This window comes from Cellulomonas palmilytica, from assembly GCF_021590045.1.
Classification (GTDB): Bacteria; Actinomycetota; Actinomycetes; order Actinomycetales; family Cellulomonadaceae; genus Cellulomonas; species Cellulomonas palmilytica.
On the sequence record NZ_CP062221.1, the window covers coordinates 2,205,369 to 2,228,088 of the forward strand.

At 75.3% G+C, this 22,720-nt stretch carries 20 protein-coding genes; 14 read left to right on the top strand and 6 right to left on the bottom strand.

The genetic code is table 11. The features are described 5' to 3' along the window. Positions 1–25 precede the first annotated feature (25 nt). The 4 genes from F1D97_RS10045 to F1D97_RS10060 are packed head-to-tail and all read left to right on the top strand — an operon-like array spanning position 26 to position 3,109. Positions 26–802: a class III extradiol ring-cleavage dioxygenase family protein gene (locus F1D97_RS10045; protein ID WP_236120387.1), complete on the top strand. Its 777-nt coding sequence runs from the start codon at positions 26–28 to the stop codon at positions 800–802. Beyond that, positions 799–1,758 carry a tRNA (adenosine(37)-N6)-dimethylallyltransferase MiaA gene (gene miaA / locus F1D97_RS10050; protein WP_236120388.1) on the top strand — a complete coding sequence of 320 codons (960 nt, stop codon included), beginning with the start codon at positions 799–801 and terminating at the stop codon, positions 1,756–1,758. Before F1D97_RS10045 ends, miaA begins: the two co-directional genes overlap by 4 nt. Then, entirely contained in the window at positions 1,755–2,729 is a 975-nt protein-coding gene (gene dapF / locus F1D97_RS10055; protein ID WP_236120389.1) for a diaminopimelate epimerase, read from the top strand. The genes miaA and dapF overlap by 4 nt, the downstream gene beginning before the upstream one ends. Then, positions 2,726–3,109 carry a TlpA family protein disulfide reductase gene (locus tag F1D97_RS10060; RefSeq protein WP_236120390.1) on the top strand — a complete coding sequence of 128 codons (384 nt, stop codon included), beginning with the start codon at positions 2,726–2,728 and terminating at the stop codon, positions 3,107–3,109. Before dapF ends, F1D97_RS10060 begins: the two co-directional genes overlap by 4 nt. On the opposite strand, the gene F1D97_RS10065 is transcribed toward F1D97_RS10060, so the two are convergent. Beyond that, positions 3,046–4,494 (bottom strand): MFS transporter, encoded by a 1,449-nt coding sequence (locus tag F1D97_RS10065; protein ID WP_236120391.1) that lies wholly within the window; start codon positions 4,492–4,494, stop codon positions 3,046–3,048. The genes F1D97_RS10060 and F1D97_RS10065 overlap by 64 nt on opposite strands. Before the next feature lie 35 nt (positions 4,495–4,529). Beyond that, positions 4,530–5,150 (bottom strand): class I SAM-dependent methyltransferase, encoded by a 621-nt coding sequence (locus F1D97_RS10070; RefSeq protein ID WP_236120392.1) that lies wholly within the window; start codon positions 5,148–5,150, stop codon positions 4,530–4,532. 139 nt (positions 5,151–5,289) lie between these two features. Here F1D97_RS10070 and hflX point away from each other — a divergent pair, with 139 nt between their 5' ends. The 3 genes from hflX to F1D97_RS10085 all read left to right on the top strand — a co-directional run bounded on the left by hflX (position 5,290) and on the right by F1D97_RS10085 (position 10,275). Then, positions 5,290–6,834 carry a GTPase HflX gene (gene hflX, locus F1D97_RS10075; RefSeq protein WP_236120393.1) on the top strand — a complete coding sequence of 515 codons (1,545 nt, stop codon included), beginning with the start codon at positions 5,290–5,292 and terminating at the stop codon, positions 6,832–6,834. Between the two features lie 130 nt (positions 6,835–6,964). Beyond that, a complete protein-coding gene (locus F1D97_RS10080) occupies positions 6,965–9,115 on the top strand; it encodes an ATP-dependent DNA helicase (protein WP_236120394.1) in 2,151 nt (716 codons plus the stop codon). Between the two features lie 146 nt (positions 9,116–9,261). Next, the gene (locus F1D97_RS10085) at positions 9,262–10,275 is read left to right on the top strand and encodes an L-lactate dehydrogenase (protein WP_236120395.1); all 1,014 of its coding nucleotides are present in this window, start codon (positions 9,262–9,264) and stop codon (positions 10,273–10,275) included. Positions 10,276–10,345: 70 nt separating this feature from the next. Here F1D97_RS10085 and F1D97_RS10090 read toward each other — a convergent pair whose 3' ends face one another. Further along, positions 10,346–10,561, bottom strand: a complete 216-nt coding sequence (locus F1D97_RS10090; protein WP_236120396.1) for a hypothetical protein — start codon at positions 10,559–10,561, stop codon at positions 10,346–10,348. Then, complete coding sequence (gene lexA, locus F1D97_RS10095; protein ID WP_236123557.1) at positions 10,558–11,253, bottom strand: transcriptional repressor LexA; 696 nt, start codon at positions 11,251–11,253, stop codon at positions 10,558–10,560. Before lexA ends, F1D97_RS10090 begins: the two co-directional genes overlap by 4 nt. A 473-nt stretch (positions 11,254–11,726) precedes the next feature. Here lexA and F1D97_RS10100 point away from each other — a divergent pair, with 473 nt between their 5' ends. The 4 genes from F1D97_RS10100 (at position 11,727) to F1D97_RS10115 (ending at position 15,474) form a co-directional block, all read left to right on the top strand. Beyond that, positions 11,727–12,146, top strand: a complete 420-nt coding sequence (locus F1D97_RS10100) for a LysM peptidoglycan-binding domain-containing protein (RefSeq protein WP_236120397.1) — start codon at positions 11,727–11,729, stop codon at positions 12,144–12,146. Between the two features lie 376 nt (positions 12,147–12,522). Further along, positions 12,523–13,056, top strand: coding sequence for a transcriptional regulator NrdR (gene nrdR / locus F1D97_RS10105; protein ID WP_236120398.1), 534 nt, complete (start codon positions 12,523–12,525; stop codon positions 13,054–13,056). An 88-nt stretch (positions 13,057–13,144) separates the two neighbouring features. Beyond that, positions 13,145–15,175, top strand: a complete 2,031-nt coding sequence (locus F1D97_RS10110) for a S9 family peptidase (RefSeq protein WP_236120399.1) — start codon at positions 13,145–13,147, stop codon at positions 15,173–15,175. 110 nt (positions 15,176–15,285) lie between these two features. After that, positions 15,286–15,474, top strand: a complete 189-nt coding sequence (locus F1D97_RS10115; protein ID WP_236120400.1) for a DUF5302 domain-containing protein — start codon at positions 15,286–15,288, stop codon at positions 15,472–15,474. A gap of 90 nt (positions 15,475–15,564) precedes the next feature. On the opposite strand, the gene serA is transcribed toward F1D97_RS10115, so the two are convergent. Together serA and F1D97_RS10125 are read right to left on the bottom strand one after the other, a co-directional pair. Beyond that, on the bottom strand, positions 15,565–16,764 hold the full coding sequence (gene serA, locus F1D97_RS10120; protein ID WP_236120401.1) for a phosphoglycerate dehydrogenase: 1,200 nt from the start codon (positions 16,762–16,764) through the stop codon (positions 15,565–15,567). 70 nt (positions 16,765–16,834) lie between these two features. Beyond that, a complete protein-coding gene (locus tag F1D97_RS10125; protein WP_236120402.1) occupies positions 16,835–19,066 on the bottom strand; it encodes a HelD family protein in 2,232 nt (743 codons plus the stop codon). 235 nt (positions 19,067–19,301) lie between these two features. Here F1D97_RS10125 and F1D97_RS10130 point away from each other — a divergent pair, with 235 nt between their 5' ends. From F1D97_RS10130 to F1D97_RS10140, 3 genes are read left to right on the top strand one after another with little or no spacing between them, the layout of a single operon-like run. Further along, a complete protein-coding gene (locus tag F1D97_RS10130; protein WP_236120403.1) occupies positions 19,302–20,483 on the top strand; it encodes a PP2C family protein-serine/threonine phosphatase in 1,182 nt (393 codons plus the stop codon). After that, on the top strand, positions 20,480–22,141 hold the full coding sequence (locus F1D97_RS10135; protein WP_236120404.1) for a sensor histidine kinase: 1,662 nt from the start codon (positions 20,480–20,482) through the stop codon (positions 22,139–22,141). Before F1D97_RS10130 ends, F1D97_RS10135 begins: the two co-directional genes overlap by 4 nt. Then, the gene (locus tag F1D97_RS10140; protein ID WP_236120405.1) at positions 22,141–22,575 is read left to right on the top strand and encodes a response regulator; all 435 of its coding nucleotides are present in this window, start codon (positions 22,141–22,143) and stop codon (positions 22,573–22,575) included. Before F1D97_RS10135 ends, F1D97_RS10140 begins: the two co-directional genes overlap by 1 nt. Positions 22,576–22,720 lie beyond the last annotated feature (145 nt).

The window sequence follows — 22,720 nt, forward strand, 5'->3', positions numbered from 1 at the left end:
CGCGCGAGCGGCTAGGTTCGGTCCCATGCTCGTCGCCGCCGCCCTCGTCCCCGACACGGTCCTGCTGGTCCCCGGGGCGAGCGGACGCCGCGACGCCGCGCGTCCGTTGCGTGCGGCCGCCCTGGACGCGGTCGCGGCGGCGACGCGTGGCGTCGACCGCGTGGTCGTCGTCGCGCCCGACGACCGGCCGCCTCCCCGTCCCGACGACGCGGTCGTGGCGCTCGTCGGGCGGGTGCGCGCGTCGCTCGCGCCCGTCGGCGTGCCGGACCACCTGCTGGTCGACGAGGTCGTCCGTGACCTCGTCGACGCCGCGGACCCCGGTGCCGTGCCCGCGCAGGACCGCCTGGTCGCGCCCGCCGGTGCGGCCGTCGCGTTGCACCTGCTCGCCGCCGCCGGCTGGTCCGGGCCGACCGCGTGCCTCCTCGTCGGGAGCGTCCCGCGCGCCGGCGCGGCCGACGGGCTGCGGGCCGCCGGACGGCTCGTCGTCGACGCGGGTCGCACGGCCCTGGTCGTCGTCGGGTCGGCGAGCGGGCGGCACGGCCCCGACGCGCCCCTCGCCGACGACCCGGCCGCGCCCGCCTACGACGAGCGCCTGGTGGCGGACCTCGCGACCGCCGACCCGGAGGCGGCCGGGCGGCTCGCCGCGCTCGACGCCGACGAGGCCGCGGCGCTCGCCGTCACCGGCTGGGGGCCGTGGCAGGTGCTGCTCGGCGCGCGCGGCCGCGCCGACGTCGTCGCCGACGTGCACAGCGCGCTCCTGCTCGGCGCGCAGCACGTCGTCGGGACGTGGGTGGCCGCATGAGCCCGCTCGTCGTCGCCGTCGTCGGCCCCACCGCGACCGGCAAGTCCGACCTCGCCGTCGAGCTCGCGCTCGCCCTGCGCGGCGAGGTCCTCAACGCCGACGCGCTGCAGCTCTACCGCGGCATGGACGTCGGCACTGCGAAGCTCACGCCCGACGAGCGGCGCGGCGTGCCGCACCACCTGCTCGACGTGCTCGACCCGCGCGAGGAGGCGAGCGTCGCGGACTACCAGGCGCTCGCCCGCGCCGCGGTCGACGACTGCCACGCGCGGGGTGCGCGCGTCGTCGCCGCGGGCGGATCGGGGCTGTACGTGCGCGCCCTGCTCGACCACATGGAGTTCCCCGGGACCGACCCGGACGTGCGCGCGCGGCTCGAGCAGCGCGTCGAGGCCGAGGGGTCGCGTGCGCTGCACGCCGAGCTCGAGCGCCTCGACCCGACGGCGGCCGCGTCGATCGGGCCGCGCAACGCGCGGCGGGTCGTGCGCGCGCTCGAGGTCATCGAGCTCACCGGCCGCCCGTACTCCTCGTCGCTGCCGCAGCACGTGTACGAGGTGCCCGCGGTGCAGATCGGGCTCGACTGCGACCGGGCGGTGCTCGACGAGCGCGTCGCGGCCCGCACCGCGCGGATGTTCGACGACGGCCTCGTGGCCGAGGTCGAGCGGCTCCTCGAGCACGGCCTGGGGCGTACCGCGGCGCGCGCGGTGGGGTACGCGGAGACGGCCGCGCTGCTGCGCGGCGAGCTGACGCCCGACGAGGCGCGCGACGCGATCACCGCCGGAACGCGGCGGCTCGCGCGCAAGCAGATGGGCTGGTTCGGGCGGGACCCGCGCGTGCACTGGCTCGACTCACGCGACCCCGACCTCGTCGCGCGGGCGCTCGCGCTCGTCGGCGAGGCCGACGCGGGCCGCCTCGGACACGCCACGGACGACCCCGCGCCCCGCCGTAGTCTGGGCTCATGACCTCCGCCGCCGTGGACCTCGCCGCAGCCACGTCCCTCACCGGGACCCTGCACGTCACCAAGGGCCACGGGACGCAGAACGACTTCGTCCTGATCGACGACCGCGACGGCCGGCTCGACCTGTCCGCGGCGCTCGTCCGGGCGCTCGCCGACCGACGCGCGGGCGTGGGCGGCGACGGCGTGATCCGGCTCGTCGGCACGCAGCACGTGCCCGAGGGCGCGCACCTGCTCGAGAGCGCACCCGACGCGCGCTGGTTCATGGACTACCGCAACGCGGACGGCTCGGTCGCCGAGATGTGCGGCAACGGCGTGCGCGTGTTCGCGCTGTACCTCGACCGGCTCGGCCTGTGGGGCGAGGGCGACGAGCTCGCGGTCGGCACGCGCGCGGGCGTCATGCGCGTGCGTCGCGTCCCGGTGCCGCAGGAGGCCCCCGACGGTGCGTGGTTCGCGTTCGACATCGGCCGCTGGCACCTGCCGGGCGGCGCCGCCGCGGAGGCCGCGGGCCGCGACGCCGAGGTCACGGTCGCGGGGCTCGACGTCCCGCGTCCCGCGCTGTCCGTCGACGTCGGCAACCCGCACAGCGTCCTCGCGCTGCCCGACGCCGCCGTACTCGAGACCGCCGACCTCACGACCGCACCGCGCGTCGAGCCCGGCCCCCCGCACGGCACGAACGTCGAGCTCGTCGTGCCGCTCGGCGAGTCCGTCGTCGACGGGAGCCTCACGGGGCGGCTGCGCATGCGCGTGCACGAGCGCGGCGTGGGCGAGACCCGCTCGTGCGGGACGGGTGCGGTCGCCGCGGCCATGGCCGTGCGGACCTGGGCCGGAGCCGGCGCCCCCGACGTGTGGCTCGTGGACGTGCCGGGCGGCACCGTCCGGGTCACCGCGCTCGCGGGCGGCCACGCCGAGCTCGCGGGGCCTGCGGTGCTCGTCGGGGAGATGGACGTCGACGTGACGGCGCTGCTCGGCGCGTGAGCGGCGTGCAGGCCGACGAGAGGGCCGGCACCGGACGCGTCACGGTGACGCCCGACGAGCTGGGCGGGTCGCTCGGTGCGCGCGCCACGGTCGTCGAGCTGTCGAGCACGTTCTGCCAGCCGTGCCGCATGGCGCGCGTCGTGCTGCAGCGCGCAGTGGGGACGACCGACGGCGTGCGGCTGGTCGAGCTCGACGTCGCGGGACCGCTGGGGGAGAGGCTCGGGCGTCGGCTGGACGTCCTGTCCACCCCGACCACGCTGGTCCTCGACGCCGACGGCGTCGTGCGGTTCCTGGCGGCCGGGGTGCCGCGGCTGGCTCAGGTCCGCGCGGCGCTCGAGTCGGTGGGCGCCACGTCGGCGGGCCCGACCTCCGTGGCCTGACGCGTACCCACACGGCGGGCGACGAGGCCGGAGCCCACCGCGAGGACGACCGTCAGCGCGAGGCACGCGACGTACGGCACGTCGCCGCCGCGGTCGGACACGGCCGCGAACAGGACCCCGGTGACCGCGAGGGCCATCGACGCGCCGATCGAGTCCGCGACCGACAGCGCCGAGCTGTTGGTCCCGGCCGCGTCCTTCGACGAGTACCGCAGCACGAGCACCGACTGGCGCGCGTACGTCAGCCCCATCCCGAACCCGGCGGTCGCCCACGTCACGACGAGCACGGGGACGGGCGCGTGCACCGCCGCGGCGAGCGTCGTGCCCGCGATCCCGACGGCGACGACGAGCGTGCCCACGCCGATCGCGCGGGGGTGCGCGAGCCGGGTCTCGCCGAGCCGACCCTGCACCCAGGAGGCGAGCGCCCAGGTCAGCGCAGCGCCCGTGAGCGTCACGCCCGCGAGCGTCGCGGCGACGTCGTACCGGCGCGTGAGCAGGTACGGCAGGTACACCTCCGCGCCGAAGAACGCGCCCGCGAGCAGCCCGCGCGACGCGACGACCGCGGGCAGGCCGCGCACCGCGCGCAACGTGCCTGCGGGGACGAGCCGTGCGAGGGCGACGAGCGCACCGACGGCGCCGACGAGCGCGGTCACGGCCGTCGCGGCACCTCCGAGCTCGGCGCTCGCACCGAGGGCGAGGACCGCGACCGCCGCGAGCACGGCCCACCGGACGCGGCGCCGCGCGGCGGCCCAGGAGCCGTCCGCCGCGTCGTCGGACGATCCGTCCTTCGCGTCGGGCGCGGGGATCGACGCGACGCGCCGCAGGACCACGGCGACCACGGGGACGACGAGCACGGCGACGGCGAGGAACACCCAGCGCCAGTGCAGGTGCTCGGTGACGAAGCCCGCGACGGGCGGGCCGACGAGCGACGGCACGACCCACGCCGCGGAGAACCCCGCGAAGACCCGTGCGTGCACCTCACCGGGGTACAGGCGGGCGACGACGACGTACGACACGACCGTGAGCGCGCCGCCGCCGAGGCCCTGCAGGAGCCGGCCCCCCGCGAGGACCACCATCGTCGGCGCGAGGCCCGCGACGAGCAGGCCCAGGACGAACGCCGCCGCGGCCGCGACCAGCGGCTTCGCGGGCCCGGCACGGTCCGCCCACGCACCCGCGAGCACCATGCCGACGACGCCCGAGGCGAGGGGAGCGGCGAACGCCACCGCGTACAGCCCGGCGCCGTCGAGCTCGAGCGAGACCGTGGGCATCACGGTCGTCACCGCGAGCGACTCGAACGCGGCGAGGAAGACGATCGCGCACAGCGCCCACGTGGTGGCGCGCAGCCGGGTCCAGGCGGCGCGGGAGTCGGCGGTCACGGTGGCGGGCACCGCAGCACCCTAGGCGCCGCCGCCCACGGCACCGGTCACGCGGCGGCGTCGGCCGCCGTGATCTCCAGCACGCGGAAGCCCTTGGCGCTCGCCCGCCGCGTCACCTCGGCCCGCCCCGCGAGCTCGTCGGCCAGCCACCGGTGCAGCGAGTCCGCACCGAGGTTCTTGCCGACGACGAGGAACGCGGAGCCGCCCGGCGCCAGGCGCGGCAGCCAGCGCAGCAGCAGCTCGTGCAGCGCCTGCTTGCCGACCCGGATCGGCGGGTTCGACCAGATCGCGGCGAACCGCACGTCGTCGGGCACGTCGTCGGGCTGCACGGCCGAGACGTTCGCGGCCCCGACCGCGATCGCGTTGTGCCGCACGAGGTCGAGGGCGCGCTCGTTGACGTCGACGGCCCACACGCGGGCACCGGGGGAGCGCAGCGCGAGCTCGAGCGTCATCGGTCCCCACCCGCAGCCGAGGTCGAGCAGGTCGCCGCGACTCGGGGGCGGCGGCGCCTCGTCGAGCAGCACGCGCGTCGCGTGGTCGACGTGGTCGGGGGAGAACACCCCGCCGGCGGTCTGCAGGGTCAGCTCGCGCCCCGCGAGGTGCACGACGACGGTGCGACGCTCGTCGGGGGACGCGGGCTGGGCGGTGAAGTAGTGGTCGACGGCCACGGGGCGAGGGTATCGCTGCGCGCGCGCTGCGCCCGGAGCGAAAACGCGTCGCCGCGTGCGCGCGGGCGTGCGACCCTGGACGGGACGCGGCAGGCGTGCGCCCCGCGCCGGACCGGACCAGCGACGTCGAAGGAGCCGCGTGAGCGAGACCCACAGCACCACCACACCGAGCCCCACGCCGGACGAGCCCCGCTCGCCGCAGCAGGTGGCCGACGACGTGGTGGCGCGGGTGCTCGCGAGGGCGGGGACCGCGCTGCACGCCGGCGGCACCGTGCACTCGTCGTTCGACGGCGACCAGCTGGACCTCGAGGAGCGCACGTCGCTGCGGCGCGTCGCGGGGCTGTCGACCGAGCTCGAGGACGTCACCGAGGTCGAGTACCGCGAGCTGCGTCTCGAGAAGGTCGTGCTCGTCGGCGTCTGGGGCTCGAGCGGAGCCGGGTCCGCGAACGGCACGCTCGGCGAGGCCGAGGTGTCCCTGCGGGAGCTCGCGGCGCTCGCCGAGACGGCCGGCTCGCAGGTCCTCGAGGGCCTCCTGCAGCGCCGCGCGAAGCCCGACCCGGGCACCTACCTCGGCTCCGGCAAGGCCGCCGAGCTCGCGTCCGTCGTCGCGGCCGTGGGCGCGGACACCGTCGTCGTCGACGGCGAGCTCGCGCCCTCGCAGCGCCGCGCGCTCGAGGACATCGTGCGCGTCAAGGTCGTCGACCGGACCGCGCTGATCCTCGACATCTTCGCGCAGCACGCCAAGTCCCGTGAGGGCAAGGCGCAGGTCGAGCTCGCGCAGCTCGAGTACCTGCTGCCGCGCCTGCGTGGCTGGGGCGAGTCGATGTCCCGCCAGGCCGGTGGCCAGGTCGGTGGCGCGGGCGCCGGCATGGGCTCGCGCGGACCCGGCGAGACGAAGATCGAGCTCGACCGCCGGCGCATCCGCAACCGCATGGCCAAGCTCCGCCGCGAGATCGCCGCGATGCAGCCCGCGCGGCTGACCAAGCGCGCGTCGCGCCGCCGCAACGCCATCCCGTCGGTCGCGATCGCGGGCTACACCAACGCGGGCAAGTCCTCGCTGCTCAACCGGCTCACCAACGCGGGCGTGCTCGTCGAGAACGCGCTGTTCGCGACGCTCGACCCGACCGTCCGGCGCGCGGAGACCGTCGACGGGCGGGTCTACACGCTGGCCGACACCGTCGGGTTCGTGCGCGCGCTGCCGCACCAGCTCGTCGAGGCGTTCCGCTCGACGCTCGAGGAGGTCGCCGACGCGGACCTCATCCTGCACGTCGTCGACGCCTCGCACCCCGACCCCGAGGGTCAGATCGCGGCCGTGCGCCACGTGTTCGCCGACATCCCCGGCGCGATGGACGTGCCCGAGATCATCGTGCTCAACAAGGCCGACCTCGCCTCGCCCGAGGCGATCGCGCGCCTGCGTTCGCGCGAGCTGCACTCGATCGTGGTCTCGGCGCACAGCGGTGAGGGCATCACCGAGCTGCAGGCGCTCATCGCGGACCAGCTCCCGCGCCCGGGGGTCAGCGTCGACGTGGTGGTGCCCTACCACCGCGGCGACCTGGTGAGCCGCGTGCACGAGCACGGTGACATCGACCACGAGGAGCACACGGCCGACGGGACCGCGCTGCGCGCGCGCGTCGACGAGTCGCTGGCCGCCGAGCTCGAGGCGGCGGCGGTCCGCCGCGCCTGACGCCGTCCGCCCTTCGGCGGGCGTGGCGGTCGGCGCCTCCCGTCGGCACCCCCCGTCGGCACCGCCCGTCGGCACCTCCCGGCGGCCCGCCGGCGCAGGGCGTGTCCTCGGCGCGCACTAGGCTGGCCCGATGCCGTCCCCCTCGTCCGCAGCCTCCGCCGACGACGGGGTCACGGAGGACGTCGAGGCGTCGCCGGTCCGCTCGGCCGAGCGCGACCAGGCCGTCGACGAGCTGCTGGACGTCGCCGTCGGTGTTCTCGGCGGCGCACGGCGCGACGGCCAGCACCTCATGGCGCGGGCGGCCGCGCAGTCGCTGGACACCGGCGAGCACCTGCTCGTCCAGGCCGGCACGGGGACGGGCAAGTCGCTCGGGTACCTGGTGCCGGCGGTCCGGCACGCCGTGCACGCCGACGAGCGCGTGATCGTCTCGACCGCGACCCTCGCGCTGCAGCGGCAGGTCCTCACACGCGACCTGCCGCTCGTCGCGGACGCTCTCGCCCCCCACCTGCCCCGGCGGCCGCACATCGCGCTGCTCAAGGGCTGGCACAACTACCTGTGCCTGCACAAGGTCGAGGGCGGCTACCCCGCGGACGACCAGGGTGCGCTGTTCGACCTCCCCGAGCGTGCCGGCACGGCCGAGCACCCCGACGCGGGGGACGCGGCGCCCGCGAGCCTCGGCAAGCAGGTCGTCCGGCTGCGCGAGTGGGCGCAGGAGACGGACACGGGCGACCGCGACGACCTGGTCCCGGGCGTCACCGACCGCGCGTGGCGCCAGGTGTCCGTCACGTCGCTCGAGTGCATCGGGTCGGCGTGCCCCAAGCTTGACGAGTGCTTCCCGGAGCGCGCACGCGCCTCGGCCCGCGAGGCCGACGTCGTCGTGACGAACCACGCGATGCTCGGCATCGCCGCGTCCGGCTCGCCGCACGTCCTGCCCGACCACGAGGTGCTCGTCGTCGACGAGGCGCACGAGCTCGCCGACCGGGTCACGGCGCAGGCCACCGCCGAGCTGTCCCTGCCCGTCGTGCAGCACGCCGCGCGCGTCGCGCGCCGCCACGGCGGCGTCCCCGCGAGCGACCTCGAGGCCGCGGGGGAGGCGCTCGCCGGTGCGATCGTCCCGCTGCCCGAGGGACGGTTCCCCGACGGCCTGCCGCCCGCGGTGCACGACGCGGTCGCGACCGTGCGCGACGCCGCCCGCACGCTGCTGTCGCTGCTGCGGCCCGAGGCGGGGGCGAGCGGCGGCAGCGCTCCGGCCGACGGCGGGCGCAAGGTCGCGCAGTCCGCTGTCCTCACGCTGTTCGAGACCGCCGAGCGCATGACCGCCGACCCCGAGGACCTCGCCCGGACCGTCATGTGGTGCGCGCGCGGCGAAGACCGCTCGGGCGCGGTCACGACGCGCCTGCTCGCCGCGCCGCTGTCGGTCAACGGCCTCATCCGCACGCAGCTGTTCGCCGGGCGCACCGCGGTGCTGACGTCCGCGACCCTCGCGCTCGGGGGCTCGTTCGACCCGATGGCGCGGTCGGTCGGGCTCGAGCTGCGGCCTGACGCGGAACCGGTCGGGCCGACGAGCGTCCCGGGCGCGGACCCGGCCCCCGAGGCGGACGCGACGGGACCCGTGCGCTGGCGCGGGCTCGACGTGGGCAGCCCGTTCGACTACCCGAGGCAGGGCATCTGCTACGTCGCTCGGCGGCTGCCGCCCCCGGGTCGAGAGCCCGCGACCGAGGCCCAGCTCGACGAGATCGAGGCCCTCGTGCGCGCGTCGGGCGGCGCGACCCTCGGGCTGTTCTCGTCGCGCCGTGCCGCGAACGCCGCCGCCGAGGCGATGCGCGAGCGGCTCGACGTCCCGGTGCTCCTCCAGGGCGACGACCAGCTCCCGACGCTCGTCGCGCAGTTCGCCGCCGACGAGCCGACGTGCCTGTTCGGGACGCTCGCGCTGTGGCAGGGCGTCGACGTGCCGGGACGTGCGTGCCGGCTCGTGATCATCGACCGCATCCCGTTCCCGCGCCCCGACGACCCGGTGCGCTCGGCCCGTGCCGACGTGGTCGCCCGCTCGGGCGGCAACGGGTTCATGGCGGTGTCCGCGACCCACGCGGCGCTGCTCCTCGCGCAGGGCGCGGGACGGCTCGTGCGCGGCCCGCAGGACAAGGGCGTCGTCGCGGTGCTCGACCCGCGGCTCGCGACCGCCCGCTACGGCGAGTTCCTCGCGCGCTCCATGCCGGCGTTCTGGCGGACGACCGACCGGGACGTGGCGCTCGCCGCGCTGACGCGCCTGCGCGACTCCTGAGCCGGTAGCCTGCGGGGGCCGGCCCGTGACCAGCGGAGCCGCAGGTCATGGGCCCAGCTCATGGGCCCGGGTCCCTGGGCCCGGGTTCCTGGGCCCGGGTTCCTGGGCCACACACCCCGTTCCACCGCCATGCCAGGAGGCGCACGATGTCCGAGCAGATCGCCGAGAGCCTCGCCGACGAGGAGCCCAGCCTCACCGGTGCGACGAGCCACCGGCGGACCTCGAAGGTCGCGATCGTCGGTGCCGGCGCGGTCGGGTCGACGATGGCGTACGCGGCGCTCATGCGCGGCGCCGCGCGCACCGTCGCGCTGTTCGACATCAACAAGGCGAAGGTCGAGGCCGAGGCGCTCGACCTGGGCCACGGCATCCAGTTCATGTCCATGGCCGAGGTGGTCGGGTCCGACGACATCGCGGTCTGCGCGGACGCCGACGTCGTCGTGTTCACCGCCGGCGCCAAGCAGAAGCCCGGGCAGACGCGCCTCGACCTCGCCGAGGCGACCATCGGCCTCGTGAAGAAGGTCCTGCCCTCGCTCGTCGAGGTCGCGCCGAACGCCGTCTACGTCATGGTCACCAACCCGGTCGACGTCGTGACGTACGCGTCGCTCAAGATCTCCGGCCTGCCGCCCACGCAGCTCTTTGGGTCGGGCACGGTGCTCGACTCCTCGCGTCTGCGGTACCTGATCGCCAAGCACACCGGCGTCGCGGTGCAGAACGTGCACGCGTACATCGCGGGCGAGCACGGCGACTCCGAGCTGCCGCTGTGGAGCTCGGCGTCCATCGGCGCGATCCCGCTGCTCGAGTGGCAGGGGATCGAGGGTGAGGGGCCGCTCACGAGCGCCGTGCGCGACGAGATCGCGCGCGAGGTCGTCGAGTCCGCGTACCGGATCATCGAGGGCAAGGGCGCGACGAACTACGCGGTCGCGCTCGCGGGGTCGCGCATCATCGAGGCGATCCTCAAGGACGAGCGCCGCGTGCTGCCCGTCTCGTCGCTGCTGACGGGCTACTACGGCATCGACGACGTGTGCCTGTCCGTGCCGTCGATCGTCGGCTCGGCGGGTGTGCTCGACCGGCTGCCGGTCCCGATGTCGGTGGACGAGCTGTCCGGCCTGCGGTCGTCGGCGCAGGCGGTCCGGGACGTCGCGCGACGGTTCGGCTTCTGACGCACGACGACGGCCCGCCGCCCGGGGTTCCGGGTGGCGGGCCGTCGTGCGTCTGTCGACCGCCGGTCGGTCACTCGGACCAGGTGCGGTCCTCCCAGCGTTCGTCGTCGGGCTCGGGCGCCTCGTCGGCCGTGTCGCCGAGCGGGTCGCCCGCCGTCACGTCGGCGGGTGCGTCGCGGTCTGGAACGCGTCCCGACGGCTCGTCGTCAGGACGTCCGAAGCGCTCCGCCAGACGCCGGCCGAGGCCGGGCGGCGGGTCGGGACGTCGGCCGGGCACGGCGGTCACAGGCTCCGCAGCACGCTGACGACGCGGCCGAGAATCGTGGCGTCGTCCCCGGGGATGGGCGCGTAGGCGGCGTTGTGCGGCAGGAGCCACACGTGCCCGTCCGAGCGCCGCAGCGTCTTGACCGTCGCTTCGCCGTCGATCATCGCGGCGACGATCTCGCCGTTCTCCGCGACGGGCTGGCGCCGCACGACGACCCAGTCGCCGTCGCAGATCGCCGCGTCCACCATCGAGTCACCGCTGACCTTGAGCATGAACAGCTCGCCCTCCCCGACGAGCTGGCGGGGGAGCGGGAACACGTCCTCCACCACCTGCTCGGCGAGGATCGGACCGCCGGCCGCGATGCGGCCGACGAGCGGGACGTACGCAGGCGCGGAGAGCTGCTCGTCGCCCGTCTCCCCGAGGGAGACCTCGGGCGGTGCCTCCTGACCACCCCACTGCGGGACGCCGCGCGAGTCGTCGGGGTGGACGACCTCGATCGCCCGCGGGCGCTTGGGGTCGCGGCGCAGGTAGCCCTTGCGCTCGAGCGCGGTGAGCTGGTGCTTGACGCTGGACGGGCTCGTGAGCCCGACGGCCTCACCGATCTCCCGCATGCTCGGCGGGTAGCCGCGCGTCTCGACGGACACGCGGATGGTCTGCAGGACGAGGCGCTGACGGGCGGTCAGCCCGTCGGGCCCGGGTGGCGTCTCCGGCATCTCGTGCACCGTGCCCAGACGTCCCTCGTCGTCGGCGGCGCCGCCCGCGGTGGGCTGCTGCTGCCCGGTCACGTCCTCGGTTCGCTGGTCCGTCACGTCCACCCCTTCGGTCCGCCCTGCCGCCGGCCGTGGTCGGCCGGCCTCCCGGTACGTCGTCGGTCCGCCGTCCGGTCCGCCCCACCCGGGTGACTCCGTCCGGTCTCGCGGCCGTGGTCCTCGGCCTCGTCGCGGGGGATGTCAGTGGTCGGTGGTGCGCTGTTCCTCGGCAGGAAGCCTACGCAGGCCGACGGGCGATTTCAAACATCTGTTCGACATCCCTGGACGCGTGTCGCAGGCCTCTGGTAGAACTCGTACAGACGTACGACGAACAGGTGTATGACGAACGCACGTACGAAGCATCGGGTCGCGACGGCCGGGAGCGGACGCCGACCGGGCGGTGCGGGGCGAGGCGGATGTCAGGGAGAGGGAGAGCGATGAGCGCGATGGTGATCGGTCCCGAGGTGTTCGGATCGGGTCGTGCCGGTGCGGGTCGTCCGACGGCCCGTCCGGGGCGTGCGCAGCGTGAGCGCACCGCCGCGCCCGCGGTCGGCCACCGTTCGGGGGACGTCCCGCTGCGCCTCACCCGACGAGGGCGGGCGGTCGTGGCGGCCCTCGCCCTCGCGGTCTCCGGCGTCGCGTTCGTGCTGGGGTCGCACGCCGCGGCCGGCGCCGACACGGGCATGACGGTCGAGCGGTACGTGGTGCGCAGCGGCGACACGCTGTGGGACATCGCGGCGGCCTCCCGTGCGGAAGGTGAGTCGGTGCAGCACCAGGTCCGCGAGCTGGTCCGGCTCAACGGCATGTCGGGTACGCACGTGGACGCCGGCCAGGAGCTCGTCGTCCCGCGCGGCTGAGCACCGCCGGTCCCGGCCGCGTGCGTTGCGGCCGAGCCGCACGGCTGACAAGGTCCGAGGAATCGCACGTACTACTGGTACTGCTGCGGGTTACGGCTGCGGGTTCGCCTCATCGACCTGCTGGGGCTCGTGATGAGGCGAGCGGGCGCGGTGTGACACCGCCCGTCCTCCCGATCCGTGCTCGTCCCCGGCGCGCGTCCGCGACCTTGCGACCGGGGGAGGCGTGGCCTACGGTCGCGTGGGCGGTCCGCGCGGCGCGGTGCGGCTCCGGGTCCAGGGATCCGGGTGCCGCAGCCGACGCTGGGGAGACCGTTCCGACGACAGCGATGCACACGACAGCGATGCAGACGACAGCGACGCAGCAGGAGGCTCCAGGGTGCACTGCCCGTTCTGCCGGCACCCCGACTCCCGGGTGGTCGACTCCCGCACCTCCGACGACGGCGCGTCCATCCGCCGTCGGCGCCAGTGTCCGTCGTGCAACCGGCGGTTCACCACGGTCGAGACGACGAGCCTGTCGGTCGTGAAGCGCTCGGGCGCCACCGAGCCGTTCAGCCGCGACAAGATCGCCGGCGGCGTGCGCAAGGCGTGCCAGGGGCGTCCCGTGAGCGAGGACGACCTCGCGCTGCTCGCGCAGAAGGTCGAGGAGACGCTGCGGTCGTCGGGCTCGGCGGAGATCGACGCGTACGAGATCGGCCTGGCGATCCTCGGGCCGCTGCGCGAGCTCGACGAGGTCGCGTACCTGCGCTTCGCGAGCGTGTACCAGGCGTTCGACTCGCTCGAGGACTTCGAGGCCGCGATCACGGTGCTCCGCGCGGAGCGCGACGACCGCGACCGGAGCGCGCGCGACGACGAGGAGGACGCCCCGGCCGAGGCCGCGGGGTCGACGGCGGTGGCGGGCGCCGCGGACTGATCGCTCGCCGACCGGAAGCCGAGCGGAACGCCGGCGGTGGCGTGGGTCGCTGGTCGGAGCCTCACCGGGCGCGGGTTACGGTCGAGGCATGCTCCCTGACGACCTGTTCCTCCTGCGCGTGCCCGGAACTCCCGTCCTGCTCCCGGACGGGTCCGCCGCGGTCGTGCCGCTCTCGCAGCCCGACGCGGACCGCGACGAGTACCTCGGCGGGCTGTGGCTCGTCCCGCTCGACGGCTCGCCCGCGCGGCCGCTGACGCGCGGCCATGCCGACAGCGCCCCCGACGTGTCGCCCGACGGCCGCTGGGTCGTCTTCGTGCGCTCCGGTGGCGGCGCCAAGCCGCAGCTGTACGTCGTCGAGGCGAGCGGCGGTGAGCCGTTCCGGGTCACGGACCAGCCGCTCGGCGCGGGGCAGCCGCGGTTCTCGCCCGACGGCCGCCGCATCGCGTACGTGGCGCGTGTCCCCGAGGACGGCCGGTACGTCGCGGACGGTGACCCGGGTGCGGAGCGCCCGCGGCTGATCACGCAGCTGCGCAACCGCGTCGACGGGGTCGGGCACCTGCGCGACCGGGTGCGGCAGGTGTTCGTGCTCGAGCTGCCGGACACCCGCGGTGCGGCGGTCGCGGTCCCGCCGTCGTACGCGCTGACGTCGGCCGACGACGACGTGGACCTGCCCCACTGGTTCCCGGACGGTTCGGCGGTCGCCGCGCTCCTGCGCCGGCACGCCGGGCGCGAGGACGACCTGCGTCGCGACGCGGTGGCGCTGCTCGTCCCGCAGGACCTCGAGACGGTCGACGGCACCGCCCCGGTCGTGCCGCTGACCGACGCGGACGCGGGCGCGAACCTGGCGGTGTCGCGCGCGGTGCCGGCCCCCGACGGCTCACGCGTGTGGGTCCTCGCCGAGGACGTCGACGAGTCGGGCCGCGACTTCGTCGCCGCGCTGACGGGTCTGTTCGAGGTTCCTCTCGCGCAGGGCCGCCCGACCGGTCCCGCCCGGCGCCTGACGGACGCCGACACGGTGGACCTCGACCCCGGTGTCCTCGTGCCCGTCGGCGACGGGGTGCTCGTCGCGCCGCTGCGCTCGGGCGCCGTTCACCTCACGCGTGTCGGCGTCCACGGCGACTCGCGCGACCTGCTCGACGGTGCCGTCGTCGTCGGCGGTGCCGCTGCAGCGGCCGGTGCGGTCGTCGCGGTCCGGGGGACGCCGGACAGCGCGGGTGACCTCGTGCTCGTCGGCGACGGGCCGGACGAGGCCGCCCGCACGGGACGAGCGCTGACCGACTGGTCGGCGCCGCTGCGCGCGACCGGTCGCGTGCGGGCGCCCGAGCCGCTCGTCGCGCACGCACCCGACGGCTACCGGGTCGAGGGCTGGCTCACCACGCCCGACCCGGAGCGGTTCGGCGCGGGTCCGCACCCGACGGTCCTGCTGATCCACGGCGGCCCGTTCGCGCAGTACACGCACGAGCTGTTCGACGAGGTGCAGACCCTCGCCGAGGCCGGCTACGCGGTCGTCCACGGCAACCCGCGCGGCTCGTCGGGCCGCGGCCGCGCGCACGGCCGGGCGATCCTGCGGGCGTTCGGCACGGTCGACGCGGACGACGTGATCGCGCTGCTCGACGAGGCGCTGACCGACCCGCGGCTCGACGCGCAGCGCACGGGCGTCATGGGCGGGTCGTACGGCGGGTACCTCACCGCGTGGCTCACGACGCGCACGCAGCGGTTCGCCGCGGCGATCGTGGAGCGGGGGTTCCTCGACCCGGTGAGCTTCACGGGGTCGAGCGACATCGGCTGGTTCTTCGGCCTGGAGTACCTGGGCGACCCGGACACGGAGGCGGACCTGGTGGCGGCGCAGTCGCCCATGGCGCACGTGGGCGAGGTCCGGACGCCCACGCTCGTGGTGCACTCCGAGCAGGACTGGCGCTGCCCGGTGGAGCAGGGGCAGCGGTGGTTCGTCGAGCTGCGGCGCCGCGGGGTGCCGAGCGAGCTGCTGCTGTTCCCGGGCGAGGGGCACGAGCTCACGCGCTCGGGCCGGCCGTCGCACCGTGCGGTGCGGTTCGAGCACGTGCTGCGCTGGTGGCAGCGCTGGCTCCCCGTGAAGCCGGCCGAACGGGAGATCGTCTGACCGGGCACTGACCCACCACTGACCGCCGCCGACCGCGACCGGTCGGGCATTGAGGTGGCATCGGCGCGGCGCGTCCGTCACGCTGGGGCTTCGACGACGAGGAGGTGCCGATGGCGCACGACGAGACGAAGACGGCCGTCAGCGAGGACGCGAAGGCGAAGTTCCGCGAGGCGCTCGAGCGCAAGAAGGGTGCCGCCCACCGCACGGCGGACGGCCAGTCGAACACGGGCGCGGTGCACGGCTCCGAGACGAGCGGTCCGGCGCAGCGCCGGTTCCAGCGCAAGTCGGGCTCGGCCTGACGCGAGCAGCCGCGCGACGCGTGGACGAGAGAAGGCCCCGACCGGGAGTCCCGGTCGGGGCCTTCTCTCGTGCGTCCGAGGCGGGACGGCTCAGGACAGCAGGCGCAGGCGGATCGCCTCGGGCTGCGAGCGCAGCGCGGTCACGAGCGAGTCGTCGACGGGCGAGCCGGCGTCGGTCACCACGTATCCGAGGTCGCCGCGTGTCGCGAGGAGCTGGCCCTCGATGTTGACGCCGTGCTCGGCGAGCGTCGCGTTGACCTTGGCGAGCACGCCGGGGACGTTGCGGTGCAGGTACGCGATGCGGTGCACGCCGGGCGGCTGGTCGAGCGCGACGTTCGGCAGGTTGACCGACAGGGTGGTCGACCCGGTGCCGAGGTAGTCGCGGACCTTGTTCGAGACGAACTGGCCGATGGCCTCCTGCGCCTCCTCGGTCGACCCGCCGGTGTGCGGCGTGAGGATGACGTTCGGCAGGCCGCGCAGCTCGGAGTCGAACGGGTCGCCCTTGCGCTTGGGCTCGACGGGGAACACGTCGACCGCGGCGCCCGAGAGGTGGCCGGAGACGATCGCGTCGCGCACCGCGGCGGGGTCGACGACGAAGCCGCGCGACAGGTTGAGCAGGATCGCGCCGGGCTTCATGCGGGCGATCTGCTCGGCGCCGAAGAACCCGGCGTTGCCGGGCCGTCCGTCGACGTGCAGCGTGACGACGTCCGCGGTGGCGAGCAGCTCGTCGAGCGAGGTCGCGCGGCGCGCGTTGCCGAGCGCGAGCTTCTCGGCGGTGTCGTAGAACACGACGGACATGCCGAGGTTCTCGGCGAGCACCGACAGCTGCGTGCCGATGTTGCCGTAGCCGATGATCCCGAGCGTGCGTCCCCGCACCTCGTGCGCACCGGTCGCGGACTTGTTCCAGATGCCGTCGTGCATCTCCTTGTCGAAGACCGTGAGACGGCGGGTGAGCGCGATGATGTCGGCGATCGCGATCTCGACGACCGAGCGCGTGTTCGAGAACGGCGCGTTGAACGTCGCGATGCCGAGGGAGGCTGCGGCGCGCAGGTCGATCTGGTTGGTGCCGATGCAGTAGGCGCCGACCGCGACGAGGTCGGGCGCCTGCGCGAGGACGTCGGCGGTGACCTGCGTCTTGGAGCGGATCCCGAGCAGGTGGACACCCCGCAGGGCGTCGACCAGCTCGGACTCGTCGAGCGCGCCGGTCCGCGTCGTGACGTCGAAGCCCGCCGACTCCAGGATGGTGCGGGCCTGCGGGTGGAGGTTCTCGAGAAGAAGGGCCTTGGGCACGGGCCCATCGTGCGCCTGTCCGGGTGCTGGGCGCGCCGGTGTCCGACTCGCGGACATCGCGCGTCTGGTCTCAGAAGCCCGCGGGCAGGTCGCGCGCGTGCACCACGTGCAGCGCACGCGTGGGGCGCGTCATCGCGACGTACAGGTCGCCCGCGGACAGCTCGAGCACCTGCGCGGGCTCGACGAGCACGACGACGTCGAACTCGAGGCCCTTCGCCTCGCGGGGGTCGAGCACGACGACGGGCGCGTCGAGGTCGAGGCCCGTCCCGACGACCGGCAGGGGCAGCCCCGCGGCGGCCCCCGCGGCGCGCAGCGCCGCGACGCGCTCGGGTGCGGCGACGACCGCGACGCGGCCCGCGCCGGACTCGTCGTGCACCACGCGGGACGCGGCGGCGGCGGCCTCCACGGCGGCGTCGGTCAGCTCGTCGGGGGCGACCTTCGAGACCTCGAGCGCGTCCGGGACCTCGCGGGCCGACGTGAGCGTCGAGCGCACGAGCCCCGCCGCGTCCGCGACCCGTCCCGCGGTGTCCGCGACCTGGGCGGGGGTGCGGTAGTTGACCGTGAGTTCGGCCTGGCGCCACGAGCCGCGCAGGACCGGGTCCAGCATCGAGGCCCACCGCCGGGCGCCCGCGGCCGACGACGTCTGCGCGACGTCCCCGACGATCGTCAGCGACCGGGTCGGCACGCGGCGCAGCAGCGCGCGCCACGCCATGGCGGACAGCTCCTGGGCCTCGTCCACGACCACGTGCCCGTACGTCCACGACCGGTCGGCCGCCGCACGCTCCGCGGTCGTCAGCGCGGGGCCGCCCGACGCGAACCGGTCGGCGAGCAGCTCGGCCGACACGAACGCACCGCCGCCCGTCTGCTCGAGCACCTGCCGCGCGTACGCGACCTCGCGCTGCCGCGCGTCCGCCGCCGCGCGGGCCTGCGCCTTGACGGCCTGGTCGTCCTCGCCGAGCAGCTCCGCGGCCTCGTCGAGCAGCGGGACGTCCGCGGGGGTCCACGGCGCGTCCGCGTCGCGCGCGAGCAGCGCGCGCTCCCGCGGCGAGAGCTGCGGGGCCGCGGACTCGAGCCGCCACGGCTTGGCGTACAGGTCGGCGAGCAGCTTCTGCGGCGTCAGCGGCATCCACGCGAGGTTGAGCGCGATGCGGATCTCCCGCGTCGTGCGCAGCTCCTCGAGGATCTCGCCGCGCTCGTCGGGAGGGACGTCGAACGCGAGCTGCTCGACGTACTGCGACGCGAGCCTGCCGAGCATGTCGCGCACGAACGCCACGCGCGCCAGGTTGTGCGGGCGGTGCAGGCGCCGCGCGCGGGCGATCGCCTGGCTCACGTCCGACGGCCGCACGACGATGGTCCGTCCGTCGATGCGCACGGTCGTCGGCTCGGCGGGCACGCGCTGACGGTCGCGCACGGCGCGCGCGATCACCTGCGCCATGACCGCACGGCCCTTGACCGCCGCGACCTCGTCGGGCTCGGTGCCGCTCGCGACGACGCCCGGCACGAGGTCGGAGACCGTCGTCGTGACCACGCCGGTCTCGCCGAGCGACGGCAGGACCTGGTCGATGTAGCGCAGGAACGTGCGGGACGGCCCGACCAGCAGCACGCCCGAGCGCTCGAGGACGCGGCGGTGCGCGTACAGCAGGTAGGCGGCGCGGTGCAGCGCGACCGCGGTCTTGCCGGTCCCCGGACCGCCCTGCACGACGAGCGCGCCCGTGAGCTCGGAGCGGATGATCGCGTCCTGCTCGGACTGGATGGTCGAGACGATGTCGCCCATGCGGCCGGTGCGCCCCGCCCGCAGCCCGGCGAGCAGCGCACCCTCGCCCGACAGCCCGGACAGCGCCTGCGGGTCGCCCTCGAGCAGGTCGAGGTCGAGCACCTCGTCCTCGACGCCCGTGACGGTCCGCCCGCGCGTGACCACGTGCCGACGGCGGCGCACACCGTCGGGGTGCGCCGCCGTCGCGCGGTAGAACGCCCGCGCGGCGGGCGCGCGCCAGTCGGTGAGCAGCGGCGTCTGCTCAGGGTCCGTGAGGCCGATGCGCCCGACGTAGCGCGTGGAGTCGTCGTCCAGGTCGAGCCGGCCGAACACGAGCCGCTCCTCGACCGCCTCCAGCTGCGCGACGCGGTCCTCGTACAGCGTGGCGAACGCGTCGCGCTCGCTGCGGTTCTGCGGCGACCCCGACGGTCCCTCACGCCGCACCGCCGCGAGCCGCGCCCGCGTCTGCGCGCGCAGCTCGTCGAGCCTGCCGTAGACGACGTCGACCTGTCGCTGCTCGAGAGCGATCTCGTCGTCCGTGGTCGTCACGCGCGCGTCCTCCTGGCAGTGGGTGTGGGCTCGTCCGGGGCGTCCGGCCCCGTCGGGACGGGGCCGGACAAGGTCCGGACAAGGGCCGTCCATTCTTCCACCCGGACGCGCCCGCCCGCGACGAGCGCGCCGCACACCACCCGCATGCCGGGACCCGCCGCTGCGACCGCCGCCCTGACCTGCGCGGTCGCCGACCTGCCCGTACGCTGCGCTTGGTCCGAGGAAGGAGACAGCCGTGATCGAGGTCGACGCCGCGCCCGTGGACGCCGAGCCCGCCCCGCCACGCCTGCTCGTGGTGGAGGACGACGAGGGCGACTTCGTCCTCGCGGCCGAGCACCTCGCCGACGCGGGGCTCGACGTCGACCTGCGGCGAGCCCGCACGCTCGACGAGGCGGTCACGATGCTCGACGTCGACTGCGTGCTGCTCGACCTCGGTCTGCCGGACGCGGCCGGACTGCCCGCGCTCGACCGCCTGCTCGCCGCGGGCGCGCCCGCGGTGGTCGTGCTCACCGGGCTGGCGGACGCGCTCGCGGGCGTCGCCGCGGTCGCCGCGGGCGCGCAGGACTACCTCGACAAGAGCGAGGTCGACGGCGAGCGCCTCGCCCGCTCCGTGCGGTACGCGATCGCGCGCCGCCGGCTCGAGGACGCGGACCGTGCGCTGTACCGCAGCGTGGTGCGCGAGCAGGAGACCACGCGGCTGGAGCAGGCGCTGCTGCCGCGTCCCGCGGTCGAGGACGGGACGATCGAGCTCGCGGTCGGCTACCGCGCGGGGCGCGACGGCGTGCTCGGCGGCGACTTCTACGACGCCGTGCAGCGACCCGACGGCACGGTGCTCGCGATGGTCGGCGACGTGTGCGGGCACGGGCCGGACGAGGCCGCGCTCGGCGCCACGCTGCGCACCGCGTGGCGCACGCTCGTGCTCGCCGACGTGCCCACGCGGGACGTGCTCGGCCTCCTCGAGCGCGTGCTGGAGTCCGAGCGTCCGTCGCCCGAGATCTTCACGACGGTCGCGATGGTCGCGGTCGATGCCGACCGCACGGCCGCCGACGTGTACCTCGCGGGGCACCCGGTGCCGTTCCTGCTCGGTCCGCCGACCACGATGGTGAGCGCCGCCTCACGCGGCCGCGCCCTCGGCGTGCCCGTGAGCGGTGGGTGGGAGCCGCTGCGGCTCGAGCTCGGCGACGACTGGGGGATCCTGCTGCACACGGACGGGCTCATGGAGGCGACGATCGCCGACTCGCCCCACCGGATCGGCAAGCTGGGGCTGGTGGCCGTGGTCGACGAGGCGCTCACCGCGTGCGCGCTGCAGCCCGACGGGCCCGTGCTCGTCGACCGTGTGATCGAGGGCGTGCGTGCGCTGCACGGTGGCGACCTCGTGGACGACGCCGCCGTGGTGGTCGTGGGGTGGCACGCGTGAGGCACTCCGCCGCCGTGGCGCCCGCACACGACGCGAGGACGCTGCGTGAGCGTCTGCGGCGGTGGTTCGCGCTCGTCGGCGTGCTGCTCGTGCTCGTCGTCACGCTCGCCGCCGTCGCGTACACGCAGCAGGTGCGGCGCCAGGAGCTCGTGACACAGGACCTGTTCGACGCGATCACGGCGACGGACAACGCGTACATCGCGCTCATCGACGCCGAGACCGGGCTGCGCGGGTTCGCGCTCACGGGCGACCGTCGGTTCCTCGCCCCGTACGACACGGCGCGCGGCCGTCCGATCGGGTTCGTCGACGTCGCCCGGGACGTCGCGGGCGTGCGCGCGGACGACGGCATGACGGCCGCCGCGCAGCACGCGCAGGACCTCGCGCAGGCCTGGTACGACGACTACGCCGAGCCGCTCGTCGCGCAGATCGAGGCGGACGGGCCCCAGTCCGTCGACGACGCGCAGGTCGAGCAGGGCCGCGCGCAGTTCGACGAGGTGCGTGCCGCCGCGGTCGCGTTCGTCGACGAGCTGCGCGGCCTGCGCGCCGAGGTCGCGGACGAGCTCACCACCTGGATGCGCGTCGCGAGCGTCGTGGTCCCCGTGCTCGTCGGAGCGGTCGTCGTGCTGGGCCTCGGCACCTGGGTCGCGCTGCGCCGCTGGGTGCTCGAACCGCTCGAGCACGTCGGCGCCGACGTGCGTGCCGTCGCGTCGGGCGACCTGCACCACGCGGTGACCGTGCGCGGCCCGGGGGAGGTCGCCACGCTCGCCGCCGACGTCGAGCACATGCGCACCACGCTCGTCGACGAGATGGGGCGCACCCGGGAGGCACGCCGCGAGGTCGAGCTCGCGCACGCGCAGCTCGCGACGCAGGCCGAGGAGCTGCGTCGGTCCAACCGCGACCTCGAGCAGTTCGCCTACGTCGCGTCGCACGACCTGCAGGAGCCCCTGCGCAAGGTCGCGAGCTTCACCCAGCTGCTGCAGAAGCGCTACGGCGGTCAGCTCGACGAGCGCGCCGACCAGTACATCGGGTTCGCGGTCGACGGTGCCAAGCGCATGCAGCGGCTCATCCAGGACCTGCTCGGCTTCTCGCGCGTGGGGCGTGTCGGCAAGGAGCTCGCCGAGGTGGGTCTCGAGGACGCGCTCGCCCAGGCGCTCGAGCAGCAGTCCGAGGCCGTGGCGGACGCGGGCGCGGTCGTCACGCACGACCCGCTTCCGGTCGTCGTCGGCGAGGAGCCCCTGCTCGTGCAGCTGTTCGCGAACCTCGTCGGGAACGCCGTGAAGTTCCGCCACCCGGACCGTCCCGCGCGCGTGCACGTGAGCGCCCGCGAGACCGACGAGGGCTGGGAGCTCGCGTGCGAGGACGACGGGATCGGCATCGACCCGCAGTACGCCGAGCGCGTGTTCGTCATCTTCCAGCGCCTGCACGCCAAGGACGTCTACGAGGGCACCGGGATCGGGCTCGCCCTGTGCAAGAAGATCGTCGAGTTCCACGGCGGACGGATCTGGATCGACCAGCCCGCCTCGGGCGTCGGGGCGCGCGTGTGCTGGACGCTCCCGCAGCGCACCCACGCGCGGCCCGACGACGCCGCCACGACCACGGAACCGCACGCAGCACCCGGCACGACCACCCCTGCACCAGCGCCGAACGGAGCACCCTGATGCCTCGCAAGACCATCGACGTCCTGCTCGTCGAGGACGATCCCGGCGACGTCCTGATGACGAAGGAGGCGTTCGAGCACAACAAGGTCCGCAACACGCTGACCGTCGTCGCCGACGGCGTCAGCGCGCTCGAGTACCTGCGCAAGGAGGGCGAGCACGCCGACGCGCCCACGCCGGACCTCGTCCTGCTCGACCTCAACCTGCCGCGCATGGACGGCCGCGAGGTGCTGCAGGCGCTCAAGGCCGACGAGCGGCTACGGTCGATCCCGGTGGTCGTCCTCACGACCTCGGAGGCGGAGGAGGACGTCGTGCGGTCCTACGCGCTGCACGCGAACGCGTACGTGACCAAGCCGGTCGACTTCGACGCGTTCATCACCGTCGTCCGTCAGATCGACGAGTTCTTCGTCGAGGTCGTGCGGCTGCCGCAGCACTGACGCCACCTCGCGACCGGCCGCGCCCGCGGACGGCGGAGCGGTCGTCGTCGTGCGCCCCGGCGGGAATCCTCGCCGGGGCGTACGCGTTGAGGTGCGCAGACGTCCGGCCACGGCCGGGAGACGACGGCACGACAGGAGCACCCAC